The following is a 13,412-nucleotide window of genomic DNA, read 5'->3' as shown; positions in this document are numbered from 1 at the left end:
TACTATGTATGATGGGCAAAATGTTGTAAAAGAAGGAGAACTTAATGAGTAACGAACAAAATTTTTGGCTTGATTTACCAAAGCCGTTTTTTATATTGGCACCTATGGAAGATGTCACAGATGTTGTATTTCGTCACGTGGTTAGTGCAGCTGCAAAACCGGATGTGTTTTTCACGGAATTCGCAAATACAGAATATTACTGTCACCCTAAAGTAAAAGTAAAAGAAAGTGTGCTTACTCGATTAAAGTTCACGGAAGATGAACAACCGATGGTCGCTCATATTTGGGGCAATAACCCAGAGTATTTTGAACGAATGAGCATGGATATGAAAGAGCTTGGTTTTCGTGGTATCGATATAAACATGGGATGCCCAGTAAAAAACGTCGCAACCAATGGAAAAGGTGCTGGATTAATTCGACATCCTGAAGTGGCAGCAGAAATTATTAAAGCGACTAAAGCAGGTGGCTTACCAGTTAGTGTAAAAACAAGATTGGGTTATAGTGAAATTGATGAGTGGCGCGAGTGGCTAACACATATATTCAAACAAGATATTGCGAATCTTTCCATTCACCTTCGTACAAAAAAAGAGATGAGTAAAGTAGATGCACACTGGGAGCTTATCCCTGAAATCAAACAATTACGCGATGAAATTGCTCCAAATACGTTGTTAACGATTAACGGAGATATTCCTGACCGTGCAACAGGCTTGAAATTAGTCGAACAATACGGCGTGGATGGTGTCATGATTGGCCGAGGTATTTTCAAGAATCCATACGCTTTTGAACTAGAATCTAAAGAACATAGTGTGGAGGAACTTCTTCATTTACTACTTTTTCATTTAGATCTTCACGATAAATATTCAAAAGAACATGAACCACGTCTATTTAATCCACTTCGGAGCTTCTTCAAAATCTATATTCGTGGATTTGATGGTGCCGACGAACTAAGAAATCAATTGATGGAGACGAATTCAACCGATGAGGTGCGGCGATTGGTGCAACCTTTCTTAGATAAAGAATTAGAGTAATTCGTAATAAAAAATAATGGCCTCAGTTCTGAATTTCATCAGACGGAGGCCTTTTTTATTAAAGATAACCTAATTCCACTCAAGCTTTGGCAGCAATTCTTTTTGCAGCTCACACATCTCATCGATCATCGCACAAGCTTGATAATAGGTTGGAGCTTGCGGATCAAGCAGAATCGCTTGCAGCAATTTTGTTCTCGACTCTTCAACAAACGCCTCAAGTAACAGCTTATGGATTGTACCTTGGATATGGATCGTTCCGATAATGGCAGTTGGCAGTTCAACCGTCATTGGCTTAAATTCGATACCATTTTTGTTAACGATCGCTTGTGTTTCAACGACCATATCATCTGGAAGTCCTTTAATAGCGCCATTGTTTTGCATATTAACAGCATTCAACTCGATTTCATCTTCGAAGAAGATCGCTTCAATAATTGGCACTGCATATTCATTACTAATTTGAACCTTTTCTTTATCGAACGTATAAGCTTGCTCTATCCAGAGCTCTTGGTTCATTGTTTTTTCGAACAAGCCTTTATCTAAAGTACTGCCACTTGCACAGTATACAAATTCAGGTGTTCTAGAATCTTTCTTCCATAGCTGCTCACTTATTGGATCGTAACGGAACTGCAGGGGTAGTCCAGCATAGAAATCTTCTGCCCAAGAAATATACTCGCCGCAATGGTTAGTACCCGGATAAGGGAAGTAGCCATACGTTCGATACAACGTTCTGGATAATCCAACATGATCAAATTGTGCCAAACGGTTAGCTATCTTTTCTTTTTCATGGAGTCGAGGGTATAAATCCTCTCCCGTATTCTTGTTCCAGATCTTCGTGAAGAAGCCAAAGTGGTTCAATCCGCCGCCTTCAACAGCGATATCTTTACCATCCATCTCCAGAAATTCAGCTAGCTGATGAATACCGATGTCTAAACCATGGCATAAGCCTACCACTTTGATTGAAGTTAATTTGGAGATCGCTTCCACCAATTTCGCTTCCGGATTCGTGTAATTGATTAGCCAAGCATTTGGACACACCTTCTCCATTGTCTTTGCAATTTCCAACATCGGACCTAGATTTCTCAAAGTGTGGAACATTGATCCTGGACCGCCGTTCTCACCATATAGCTGCTTGCTGCCGTAACGCCGTGGGATATGGAAGTCTTGTGACCAGTAGTGATATCTCTCTACCTCAATCGCAACGATGGAGAAGTCAGCATCTCTTAATGCATCTTCCAAATTCGTCGTTTGCCAAATCTTCGCAGGATGAGAAAATGCCGTGAACATTTCGGTTGCATACTTGTATGTTCTATTCACATTTTCTTCTACAATGTCCATAAGCGCGATTTCGAGCTCTACTTGATTTTTTAAACGTTCTGACAACACCATATCTTGAAGTGCTCCTAGCCCAAAGGAAACACTTCCTGCTCCGATTAACGCAACCTTCAACTTTTTCATTGTCTTCAAGCTCCTTTTTCCTTTTTATATACGTTATAGCCAGCACCAATAATTCCGGCGTCAGGTCCAAATTCAGTCAACACGATTTTAATGTTCTCTTTTAAATGTGGAAGGACTTTCTTTTTAGCGCTTTCTATCACTCTATCAATCAGCCACTGGTTGTGATGAATGACCGCTCCTCCGATAACAAAAATATTTGGATCAATTGTTTGCATCAAAGAAACAATTGCGTTGGAAAAGTACTCAACCCATCTGTCGATCACTTCAATCGCTTGCCGATCTCCCATATGATATCTTTCAAATAACAAACTCGACGTGGCATCAATGCCATATAAAAACTTGCTTTCCGCTTCAAGAGCAATGCCGCTGCATAGGGATTCCAAAGTGCCGTTATACAACGTTGAATGGTTTCTTTTGCTGTCGGAAATAATCATGCTTCCGATCTCGCCCGCATATCCATGAGCTCCTTGAATAATTTTCTTATCAAGTATGATACCGCATCCAATTCCTGAACTAACCGTTATATAAATGGATTGATTATACGGCTTGGCAGCTCCATGATCCGATTCAAGCACTGTGATCACGTTTACATCATTCTCAAAAAACACTTCATAATTCGGAAAGAACGCCCTGATAGTTTCGATACTAACATTCTCTAGGCAAGGGATATTGGTTATATCTCGAATAAACTGTGTTTGATCATTCCAAGGAATCGGCAATACAATACCTATCTTGCTTGCTAGCTGTTCATGATCGACTTTCGCTGTCATTTCCTTGACGGTTTTGAAAATTTCGTCAGCATTTTGGAAATCTCTTGTTAATGCCGACTCCTTCCGAACAAGTTCAAGGTGCTCATTCACTAATCCAACCCTTATATTTGTACCTCCAATATCAACACCAATAACGAAGTTACCCATATTACGCTCCTCAACTATGATGACTGATCCATATATTTGGCGGCTGCAGCATCTAAAAAGAAATCTATATGATCATAGCCGAGCAATTGCTGAGCAGGCAGCCGTGCGTCAGAGTTTGTGAAAATCTCCTTCACGATTTCAGCTTTGTGCTCTCCAGTTATGACGATAACCACTCTTTTACTACTTGCAATCTGTTCCAAACCTAATGTAATGCCTTGCTTTAATTCAGTCTGCTCATGAAAATATTTTTGAGCGACAGTCTTTGTTGTTTCCGACAGCTCCACAATACTGCTGTAATTTAATACTGGGCTACCCGGTTCATTTAATCCGATATGTCCATTCATACCTACGCCCATCAAACTGAATGTAATTGGGTGTTGCTCGATAAAGTGATCAATTCGCAAGCATTCCTGCTTCATATCCGGCGATGTTCCATCAAAAAACACAATCTGTCTGCTATCCAGTGAAATCTGTGAGAACAGATCTTGATTCAACATCTGATAGCAGCTTCCTTCAGAGCTTTTGTCAATGCCAACCCATTCATCCAAGCTAACGATATTAAGCCTCTTGATTTTCAATTGGAGGCCCGCATCATTGGAAAATTTCTGATAGCTTTTTTGTGGAGTACTCCCTGAAGCCAGGCAGAACACGGGATGCTGATCAGTAAATAAATGATCTTTCATCTCTCTGGCAATTTCGTTTGCTACTTCCTCTTCATTCTCAAAGATTTTGATCATGTTGCTCACTTCCTTCTTGTTTACTCCGAAATAACATTTATCATCTCTTGCTGGAGAATAAGTATAGCTGCTCCCATTGCTGTTGATTGATGTAACTTACTCACCGAAATTTGAGGAGTCCACTCCGTATATTGCTCGACATAGCTTTTCGTGCGGTCCAATATACGTTCCGGAAACAGCGCTACCGTTTTACCGCTAATAATGACCTGGTCGATATCCAAGATGCTGATCATATTGGTAATCGTTAATGCCAGATTCTTCGAAACATAATCAATGCAAGCTTCTACGTCATTCGTTGAATTCAAATCATATGTGCTTAACAAATACTTAATAGCTAATTTGCTTTCCAGCCAACCGACTGAAGATGGAGTCCTTTTATATTCTGAATCAAAGCACATATACTCCAGCTCACCCGCACTTGCATTAACGCCGCGGTGAAGCTCTTTGTTAATAATCAAGCCGCCCCCGACCCCATCACCTGCAGCAACATGAACGAGACTCGTCAGTGCTTGATCCGAGTTTTCAAGATTCCGAAATTCCGCCACAGTCGCTGCGTTCACATCATTCTCCAGAAGAATGGGCAAGTTCACTTCGCTCTTAAGAGTTTCAATAATCGTTTCATACTTAAAGTCGTTTTCTTTATTGTGATGCGTTCTCATCCGGATCGTTTTCTTTCTTGTATTGATCGCACCATCAACGCCAATACCAATCCCCAAGACAACACTATCCGTTTCCTTCGCTTTACTCTTCAAATGCTCCACAATCTCTATGAATATCGAAGTGAACTGCTGGCTATAGAACGGAATATCTGTTTCAATCGAATACGAATCTATAATCTTGCCGTGCAGATTAATAAGTACCGCTGTAATCGTGTTGCCAATAATCTGTATTCCGATTGTCGTATAGCTGTTTTCATTAAATCTGTAAACCGTACGTTTTCTTCCCAAGCCACCAGATCCTTCTCGACTTTCACCAGTGACGGTCAATAAACCAATCTGTTCAAAAAAGGTAACTATCTTGCTTACAGTAACAAAGCTCATTGCCGTTTTTTCTGTGATCTCGACTTTCGCCAGTTCAGGATATTGAAGCAAAATATCGAAGACTATTTTTCTATTCTCATCTTTAATATCATTGGGCAAAAATGATTTCATATGTCCTCCTCGTTATATTATTAATATAATTAATAAATGAAGTTAAATAATTAATCAAAAAAATCAGGTCAGCACTGACCTCTTGAATTTATTATATATTCACTGTAGTGAACGTTCAAGTGTATTTATTTAACTTCCTTAAATTTATCTGTACTCTATCTTATTATCACCAACTAGGCGTGCATTTGGTACGCCACAAAAAGAAGCCTCTCATGAGTTCAATGAACTCACGAGAGGCTTCTAATCCAACCTATTTCAAGGCTTTATCAGCCTTAATTACATCATGCCGCCCATTCCACCCATGCCGCCCATATCAGGCATACCTGGTTTTTCTGGTTCTGGCTTGTCAGCAATTACTGCTTCAGTAGTCAAGAACATAGCAGCTACGGATGCAGCATTTTGAAGCGCGGAACGAGTTACTTTAGCAGGGTCAACGATACCCGCTTCGAACATGTTCACCCACTCGCCAGTAGCAGCGTTGTAGCCGATGCCGATAGCTTCTTTTTTCAAGCGATCCACGATAACGGAACCTTCTTGACCAGCGTTAGCTGCAATGGTACGAACTGGTTCTTCGAGCGCGCGAAGCACGATGTTAACGCCTGTTTTCTCGTCGCCAGTTACATCTACAGCAGCAACAGCATTATATACGTTCACAAGAGCTGTACCACCACCAGAAACGATACCTTCTTCAACCGCAGCGCGAGTTGCGTTCAGGGCGTCTTCGATGCGAAGTTTACGCTCTTTCAATTCAGTTTCAGTTGCAGCGCCAACTTTGACAACGGCTACGCCGCCAGCCAATTTAGCCAAACGCTCTTGCAATTTTTCTTTGTCGAACTCGGAAGTTGTTTCTTCCAGTTGAGCACGAATTTGGCTTACGCGAGCATTGATGTCCGCTTTGTCACCGCTTCCGTCTACGATTGTTGTGTTTTCTTTAGTTACGCGTACTTGACGTGCGTTACCCAGTTGTTCAATGGAAGTGCTCTTCAGATCAAGTCCGAGCTTCTCAGTGATCACTTGACCACCAGTCAGGGCAGCGATATCTTGCAGCATAGCTTCGCGGCGGTCGCCAAAGCCAGGAGCTTTAACAGCAACAGCGTTGAATGTTCCACGCAGTTTGTTCACGATCAACATGGCTTGTGCTTCGCCTTCGATATCTTCAGCGATAATAACAAGCGGTCTAGCTTGTTGAACGATTTTTTCAAGCAATGGAAGGATTTCTTGAGTGCTGCTGATTTTTTTATCAGTGATCAAGATGTATGGGTTCTCCAGAACAGCTTCCATTTTGTCCGTATCAGTAATCATGTACGGGGAAATGTAACCGCGGTCGAACTGCATACCTTCTACGACTTCAAGTTCAGTAGCGAATCCACGGGATTCTTCAACAGTGATAACACCGTCTTTACCTACTTTTTCCATAGCTTCAGCAATCAATTGGCCCACTTCTTCGTCAGCAGCAGAGATAGCAGCTACTTGAGCGATAGCTTGGGAATCTTCGATTGGCTTAGCGATTTTTTGCAATTCTTCAACTGCTGCACGAACTGCTTTGTCGATCCCTTTGCGAATAACCATTGGGTTAGCGCCTGCAGTTACGTTCTTCAGACCTTCACGGATCATAGCTTGTGCCAGAACCGTTGCAGTTGTAGTACCGTCACCGGCTACATCGTTAGTCTTAGTAGCAACTTCTTTAACCAGTTGAGCACCCATGTTCTCGAATGCATCTTCAAGTTCGATTTCTTTAGCGATAGTTACACCATCGTTAGTGATAAGCGGGCTACCAAATTTCTTCTCAAGTACCACGTTGCGACCTTTTGGTCCAAGTGTAACTTTTACCGCATTTGCCAAAGCATCTACACCGCGCAACATAGAGCGGCGTGCTTCTTCACTAAATTTAATTTCTTTAGCCATTGTGTAATTACCTCCTAGAATTTTTTGTATATCACGTTACTTTAAGTAGTTTAGATTTAGCTTATAATCGACTCTCGCTTAGTCAAGAATCGCGTGAATGTCGCTTTCTTTCATAATCAAATATTCTTTACCTTCGTATTTGATTTCTGTTCCTGCATATTTAGAGAAAAGAACACGGTCGCCTTCTTTTACTTCGAGCGCTACACGTACTCCATCTTTCAAAGCTCCGCTACCTACTGCAATAATAGTTCCTTCTTGTGGCTTTTCTTTCGAGGAGTCCGGAAGCACAATCCCGAATGAAGTGGTTTCCTCCTGCTCGCTCGGTAGCACCAATACGCGTTCACCTAAAGGTTTGATCATGAAAAAATAGCCTCCTTTAAAATTATGTTATTTTGCTTCAAAACATAGTTTAGAACTTACCTGTCTTACTTCAAAATCTCTGGTGTTTATGAAAAATATCAATTGGACGCTATGAATATCTGGTCCATCTCATATTTTCCATAAGCATTAGCACTCGACAGCTTGTAGTGCTAACAACAATTTTTATGATACTCAACTTGAGCCCGGATTTCAAGTCCTTTTACACAAATTCGCATTTGTTTTCGTAAAAAATAACGTTTCACTGGTTGTCCTAGGCACACACTCTATACATTCTATCCACAGGGTGTGAAAATATGCGTATGATTTCAGTAGTCTCAACTGTACCACCTACGCCCGAACATTTCAAAAAACAGGGGTTTAAAACAAAAGAACTGTCTCTTTCGTAGAAAAATCTACTTAGTGACAGCCCTCTTATCATCATTCCTCACTCTTGGTGTACTGAGCTTCCCTTGCCGCATCCGCAGCAAGCTGTTTGCGATAGACGAAGGCGGACAGGAATACGCTAAACTCATACAACACAAGCAGTGGAATCGTCACCAGAAAGTCTGAGATGAAGTCCGGAGGAGTGATGACTACAGCAATAAAGACAAGCGTGAAATAAGCGTATCGACGCATTTTACGCAAGCGTATCGGGTTAAGAACCCTCAGTTTTGTCAGAAACATCACCAACAGCGGTAGCTCAAACAGCAGCGCTAAAGGTAGCACCAGACTGAACATGAAGTTGAAATATTGCGCAATTCCGTAGGTCTCTTCCAGTCCCATACTCCGGGTGATAGAGATTGTGAACGAAAGCGCCATTGGAAATACAACATAATAAGCAAAAGAAAGACCGATTAGAAAAAGAACAAAAACATAGGGTACATAACGTAGTGTTGCACTACGCTCTTCCGGTCGTAAGCCCGGACTAATAAACGCCCACAGCTGGTAAGCAATAAAAGGAACTGAAATGACTAATGAAACCGCCATTGCGATCTTCATATACATTCCGATACCATCCCAGAATGAGAACGCATGCAGAACAAAACCTTGCGCTAGATCTGTACTAATTAAATAATCGTAGATTGGCTTGGCACAGAACAGCCCCCCTACCAATCCCAAAATAAATACAATCAGCACATAAATAATCCGTTTACGTAGCTCGGTGAGATGATCCACCACCGACATTTCTTCCGATTCGAGAGACATCCTGACACCATCCCATGACAAGAATAGAAACGCCACACCGACTTTATGTATAGCTGTGCCCGTTTCTGCAGAAAGCAGCAACCAAATTGAAAAAGGGACATCTCCTAAGTCTATTAGACTTGAGAGATTGCCCCATTGTTAAATCTTTTATTATTCCGGCAGGCGTTTGTCCTGAGGAATATCTGCAGCGACCGTCTGCGGGGCCGTCGGCACAGGAGCTTCGCTCTTCTTCACCGGATCACCATCACCAATGATTTCACGTGCGCCTTCCTTAAATTCACGGAAGGTTCGTCCAACTGCGCGGCCTAACTCTGGCAGTTTATTCGGTCCAAAGAGGAGCAGTGCCAGTATAACCAACAAGATAATACCCGGAGTACCAATTCCACTAAACATTATTATTCCTCCTTGTCCGTCTATCCGATCATGGTATCGATTACGATAATCTAATAATACCATAACTTATGTCACAGTTACATCCACTATCTTCTATAAATAGTTTATCCTTGTGACGTGACAAGAATATGACAATGTTATTGGCGGTATTGGCCAGTTACCATGAGTAACGCTTCAGGTAGTTGATCCATAATGGCTGCTAAATTCTCATGAACACCCTTCGGTGTGCCCGGTAAGTTGACAATCAACGTGCGTCCACGAATGCCGCATATCCCGCGGAACAGCATCACCGCACGGTTTTTTTGCATCACCGTACTTCGCATCGCTTCAGAAAGTCCAGGCACCTCCCGTTCGATTACACGCCGGGTTGCCTCTGGAGTCACATCGCGTATCGCTAAATCCGTACCTCCGGTAGTCAATACCAGATCTGCTTGAAAATAATCTGTAAGTTCTATCAAAGCTGCGATAATCTCATCTTGTTCATCGGGCACGATCCGATATTCAACGATCTCGCCTCCAAGTTCCTCTTCCACCAGCTCCCGAATAACCTGGGCGCTCGTGTCTTCCCGTTCGCCCCTGGCCCCTTTATCGCTGGCCGTTAGGATTGCTGTTTTCCACGCCATAGGTTTGTCCTCCCTCTCTATGTATAATTGGCTGTACAGTGCAGCCCACTTGCTTCAGCGCATCGAACGTCAGCTCTGATCATGGTTTAAGCGCGTAATCTCCATTCTTGCCCCCACTTTTAGACACTAAGAGCGTTGGTCCGATAATCATGTCCTTCTGAAGAGCCTTGCACATGTCGTACACCGTTAGTGCTGAGGCAGAAACAGCGGTCAATGCCTCCATTTCAACTCCGGTCTTTCCGGTAGTATGGACTGTTGCTTCTATATAAAGTTCATCTTCGCTGTTATCGGAGAAGCGGATGTCAATACCGGTAAGTGGGAGCGGATGGCACATCGGAATCCAGTCAGACGTCTTCTTAGCCGCCATAATTCCAGCGATCTGCGCAACGGCAAGTACGTCTCCTTTACTGATCTTGCCTTCCTTGATGGCACTAAGCGTCTCAGTTGCCATCTTGATCTTACTCCGCGCGACAGCTGTCCGCTTCGTAATCTCCTTTTCGCTCACATCCACCATACGAGCTCTTCCCTGCTCGTTAAAATGGGTCAATTCCACGGCTCACTCTCCTTTTCGGCAGTGCACTATGCCATTTTCAGTAATCAGCATGTCCATAAAGGCATCATGCTCATCCATGGGCACTTTCGGAACCAGTTGCATACCAAAGGCTAGCCCGATCCAGACAGGGGGCTTCGCAGCGGCATACTCTTCCGTCTCCCATGACGCACGCAATCGATCATAGTATCCTCGGCCGTAACCAAGCCTGCCTCCCTGAAGATCAAAAGCCAGCCCCGGAACAAACACAACATCCGGTAGTGTAACAACTTCAATCTCTTGTGAATCTTTGCCGGATACAATAGGTTCATGGATACCATACGCCCCCGGCTCAAGCTCACTCCAAGCGTTTACCATATGAACACTCATTGCACCACTTGCCGGAATGACACGCGGCAGCAGTACCCTGCGCTGGTCCTTCCACGCCTGTGTAAGAAGCGCGTTGGTATCGAGTTCAGAACGGAAAGATACATAGGCCATCAGTGAGGCTATGTCTTTCGTCTTCAGCCACTCTGATGCATGCTTGCAGACCAGAAAAGACAATTCCCTTCTCTGGTCCGAGGAGAGCTCGTTTCGGGCGATGGTCTTCTCAGTTCTTAGTTGTTGCTTTGCTTTGGAGATCACCGACTCCTTGCTTGACATCGTCGGCCACCCCCATATATTTATCCCAAGCTTATCCTTGTTTGTAAATCCAGTTTACCACTCTTCTCCCCGGTTCGCCAAGGTGGATAGGACTGTGTTTCTGGGCCAGGTCGTTATTCTCTGCTTCCGATATATCGAGCTCTCGCTTGGGAAACGCTTTTCATGTAAACTATAGAATAATTTGTTTCCAGTCATCCCCTGACTTGAGGTAAATTAGGATAACCGTTGCTATATATGGGGCTTGTTATCTTTCGTTTAGGGTAACTTTGGGCTAGTTGAGGTGGGTATATGTACATTTCGTCCCCAATTTGTCCCCATGGGGACAGAACAAAGAACGGTTCCCTTGAGGCTGATAATTATTTAAACTGAGGAATTAACGCTTGGTGTTCGTGTCCGTATAACAGTTGGTTTCCACACTGAGAAGATCGGTATCGTGCTAGCGAAAGGAACGCAAACTCTCCTGCTCGACATTGGCGAGCTTTTACTCATTAGTGAGCTGCCAGAACGTATAGAACCCACACCGGAGGATCTGCTGCCTCCAGGGTGGGAAGGATTCGAGGTATAAACCAACAAAAGCCCTGCTACTATAATGGTCAGCAGGGCTTTATAGTGCTTCATACTATTGTAGGATTGATTACAGATAAACAAGAATTTATCCGAGCAACAAAAGAACCGTCTGGGATATCCTTACAGTGGCTTTTCATTCTCACGTTTTATCTTCTCTTCAATAGCTTCTAATATAAAGGCGTTACGGCTCATATCCACCGCTTTGGCTGCGGCATCGATACGTTCCCTGTCACCCTTCTTTACCCATAGCTTTACTTGATCATAATTTGCAGCGTTGTATTTGTCCTTCGCCCGGGTTGATGCCTTTCCTTGGCCTTGCTGTTCCATTAGCCTGTCCTCCTTTTTTTACAGAATACCACAAAAAATATACTGTTACCAGTATAAAAACCCTTGATTTCATAGTGGTACCAGTATATAATAAAGGTATGTAAAGGAGGTGAACAGGGCATATGAAGGATTGGGCAAACTTAGCAGTCTCCATAGTGAACTTGGCAACGGCACTAGTCCTACTAAGGAAAGCAACGAAGGAGACAAAAGAAAAAGGAACCAAACGCAGCCGTGGCGGCAAACGTAAATAGGTTCCCGGAGAGTAGGAGTAGCACCTCCTGCTCTCCACCTAATCATAACATAAACGGTTTGGACGATACAATCTACCGGCGGGTATACGCGGGCGAGATTTGCAGTAGTTATCTGGAGTTTCGGCGGTGTAAGTGAAATATGGGCAACCGAAGACGAACTTTATAATCTCAAACAGTCGAAATCGGTATAAATGGATTTCTTTAAGTAATCAGGGGGCTACGGCCCATTAATATGAAGGAGGAAGCGATATGCTGAACACAATCACCTGGATCATTATCGGGGCGGGGCTGGTCTTGTCTGTGGTCGCGCTGATTAAAGCTCGGGGGCGGCGCTAATGCTGCCCACACATATTAGACTCGCGGAGCTATACCATCTGCACAAAGCAGGCAAACTCAAAGCCGAGCACGGTCCAGAGTTGCTGCAATGCCTAGCAGTCAACGCACGGTATTGCTGGAACACCCTGAAGCTGCAGCAGCTTTTCAATCTGACCATATCTGCAGAAGACATTGCATGGCTGAATAGCCTCCGTAACCAAGAAGAAACCCTGCGGTTGACAAGGAGGGCACTGAGTTTATGAAATGGGAAGAAATAAAGCCGGGGCAATCTGTACGTATCGATAAGAATCATTTAAGCGGATTTGGAGGTAGGTGCGGAAGAGTTGTAGCGATTGGTACTTTTATTGGAATCAGCGAACGTATAGGTGCTTTGATTGATATACATGAACCGCTACTTATAATTATTGAACCAGAAGCCCTCGAAGAAACCGATTTGGAATTACTACCACCAGGATGGGCTGAATTTGATATATAACTCATCAATTATAACGCCTCGTCATCATCACTGACGAGGCGATTTTCACAACCGTATTAGCGAGGTGTCTTATTGAGCTATCGTTTCCCGTTAGTTTAATTAGAATGGGTTTTCTCCTTTTACAAATGGAATAGAGATTATGTAAATTGAACCAATAAAAAGAAACCAAAAAATTTTTGATTTCAGACGTTGTTTAAAGTAGATAGTATTTTTCATAATAAATAATCCAGTAATAACCGTGTATAGTACAAAAAGAAAGTAAGAAACTCCGAACCAATTTACCCAAACATTACCTATAAATTCAATTCCAAAACTCTCATAAATTTTACTTGCTACATTTACAGTAAGTAACAAGCCAATAGCCAAAAAAACAATTGATTCAAGCAATATAACAACATCTTTCTTTAAGCCTTGAATAACCTCATCTCCTTTTAAAAACACAGTATTACACATCGACAGCCTTCTCCTGATCTCTATTAAGCTATCGTG

The 13,412-nt window shown here is 42.9% G+C and carries 17 protein-coding genes; 4 read left to right on the top strand and 13 right to left on the bottom strand.

The window, feature by feature from the left end; translation table 11 throughout:
- Window positions 1-44 precede the first annotated feature (44 nt).
- Window positions 45-1,028, top strand: coding sequence for a tRNA-dihydrouridine synthase (locus NSS87_RS05495; protein ID WP_339245394.1), 984 nt, complete (start codon window positions 45-47; stop codon window positions 1,026-1,028).
- 69 nt (window positions 1,029-1,097) lie between these two features.
- Here the strand turns inward: NSS87_RS05495 and NSS87_RS05490 are convergent, their stop codons facing one another.
- The 11 genes from NSS87_RS05490 to NSS87_RS05440 all read right to left on the bottom strand — a co-directional run bounded on the left by NSS87_RS05490 (window position 1,098) and on the right by NSS87_RS05440 (window position 10,967).
- A complete protein-coding gene (locus NSS87_RS05490; RefSeq protein WP_339245391.1) occupies window positions 1,098-2,483 on the bottom strand; it encodes an alpha-galactosidase in 1,386 nt (461 codons plus the stop codon).
- 5 nt (window positions 2,484-2,488) lie between these two features.
- Entirely contained in the window at window positions 2,489-3,400 is a 912-nt protein-coding gene (locus NSS87_RS05485) for an ROK family protein (protein ID WP_042185284.1), read from the bottom strand.
- Between the two features lie 14 nt (window positions 3,401-3,414).
- On the bottom strand, window positions 3,415-4,137 hold the full coding sequence (locus tag NSS87_RS05480; RefSeq protein ID WP_339245389.1) for a 6-phosphogluconolactonase: 723 nt from the start codon (window positions 4,135-4,137) through the stop codon (window positions 3,415-3,417).
- Between the two features lie 20 nt (window positions 4,138-4,157).
- Window positions 4,158-5,288, bottom strand: coding sequence for an ROK family protein (locus NSS87_RS05475; RefSeq protein WP_339245387.1), 1,131 nt, complete (start codon window positions 5,286-5,288; stop codon window positions 4,158-4,160).
- Window positions 5,289-5,564: 276 nt separating this feature from the next.
- Window positions 5,565-7,193, bottom strand: a complete 1,629-nt coding sequence (groL, locus tag NSS87_RS05470) for a chaperonin GroEL (RefSeq protein ID WP_042185277.1) — start codon at window positions 7,191-7,193, stop codon at window positions 5,565-5,567.
- A 78-nt stretch (window positions 7,194-7,271) separates the two neighbouring features.
- The gene (gene groES / locus NSS87_RS05465) at window positions 7,272-7,553 is read right to left on the bottom strand and encodes a co-chaperone GroES (RefSeq protein WP_036676506.1); all 282 of its coding nucleotides are present in this window, start codon (window positions 7,551-7,553) and stop codon (window positions 7,272-7,274) included.
- Window positions 7,554-7,991: 438 nt separating this feature from the next.
- On the bottom strand, window positions 7,992-8,759 hold the full coding sequence (tatC, locus tag NSS87_RS05460) for a twin-arginine translocase subunit TatC (protein WP_339245385.1): 768 nt from the start codon (window positions 8,757-8,759) through the stop codon (window positions 7,992-7,994).
- A 150-nt stretch (window positions 8,760-8,909) separates the two neighbouring features.
- Window positions 8,910-9,152, bottom strand: a complete 243-nt coding sequence (locus NSS87_RS05455; RefSeq protein WP_042185275.1) for a twin-arginine translocase TatA/TatE family subunit — start codon at window positions 9,150-9,152, stop codon at window positions 8,910-8,912.
- Window positions 9,153-9,289: 137 nt separating this feature from the next.
- Window positions 9,290-9,775: a MogA/MoaB family molybdenum cofactor biosynthesis protein gene (locus NSS87_RS05450; RefSeq protein ID WP_020429419.1), complete on the bottom strand. Its 486-nt coding sequence runs from the start codon at window positions 9,773-9,775 to the stop codon at window positions 9,290-9,292.
- A 79-nt stretch (window positions 9,776-9,854) separates the two neighbouring features.
- Complete coding sequence (moaC, locus tag NSS87_RS05445; protein ID WP_339245379.1) at window positions 9,855-10,328, bottom strand: cyclic pyranopterin monophosphate synthase MoaC; 474 nt, start codon at window positions 10,326-10,328, stop codon at window positions 9,855-9,857.
- Window positions 10,329-10,331: 3 nt separating this feature from the next.
- The gene (locus NSS87_RS05440) at window positions 10,332-10,967 is read right to left on the bottom strand and encodes a 5-formyltetrahydrofolate cyclo-ligase (protein WP_042185271.1); all 636 of its coding nucleotides are present in this window, start codon (window positions 10,965-10,967) and stop codon (window positions 10,332-10,334) included.
- Between the two features lie 433 nt (window positions 10,968-11,400).
- Between NSS87_RS05440 and NSS87_RS05435 the strand changes: the two genes are divergently transcribed.
- Window positions 11,401-11,532 carry a hypothetical protein gene (locus NSS87_RS05435; RefSeq protein ID WP_339245376.1) on the top strand — a complete coding sequence of 44 codons (132 nt, stop codon included), beginning with the start codon at window positions 11,401-11,403 and terminating at the stop codon, window positions 11,530-11,532.
- A 122-nt stretch (window positions 11,533-11,654) separates the two neighbouring features.
- Here NSS87_RS05435 and NSS87_RS05430 read toward each other — a convergent pair whose 3' ends face one another.
- Window positions 11,655-11,861 carry a transcriptional regulator gene (locus NSS87_RS05430; protein WP_339245373.1) on the bottom strand — a complete coding sequence of 69 codons (207 nt, stop codon included), beginning with the start codon at window positions 11,859-11,861 and terminating at the stop codon, window positions 11,655-11,657.
- A 122-nt stretch (window positions 11,862-11,983) separates the two neighbouring features.
- Between NSS87_RS05430 and NSS87_RS05425 the strand changes: the two genes are divergently transcribed.
- Together NSS87_RS05425 and NSS87_RS05420 are read left to right on the top strand one after the other, a co-directional pair.
- Window positions 11,984-12,112: a hypothetical protein gene (locus tag NSS87_RS05425; protein WP_339245372.1), complete on the top strand. Its 129-nt coding sequence runs from the start codon at window positions 11,984-11,986 to the stop codon at window positions 12,110-12,112.
- A gap of 574 nt (window positions 12,113-12,686) precedes the next feature.
- A complete protein-coding gene (locus tag NSS87_RS05420) occupies window positions 12,687-12,923 on the top strand; it encodes a hypothetical protein (protein ID WP_339245369.1) in 237 nt (78 codons plus the stop codon).
- Between the two features lie 99 nt (window positions 12,924-13,022).
- On the opposite strand, the gene NSS87_RS05415 is transcribed toward NSS87_RS05420, so the two are convergent.
- The gene (locus NSS87_RS05415) at window positions 13,023-13,376 is read right to left on the bottom strand and encodes a hypothetical protein (RefSeq protein ID WP_339245366.1); all 354 of its coding nucleotides are present in this window, start codon (window positions 13,374-13,376) and stop codon (window positions 13,023-13,025) included.
- Window positions 13,377-13,412: the final 36 nt, after the last annotated feature.

The organism is Paenibacillus sp. FSL F4-0243 (genome assembly GCF_037963295.1).
GTDB lineage: Bacteria > Bacillota > Bacilli > Paenibacillales > Paenibacillaceae > Paenibacillus_AQ.
The sequence above is the reverse complement of the archived record's forward strand: the minus strand, read 5'-3'. Positions and strand labels throughout refer to the sequence as shown.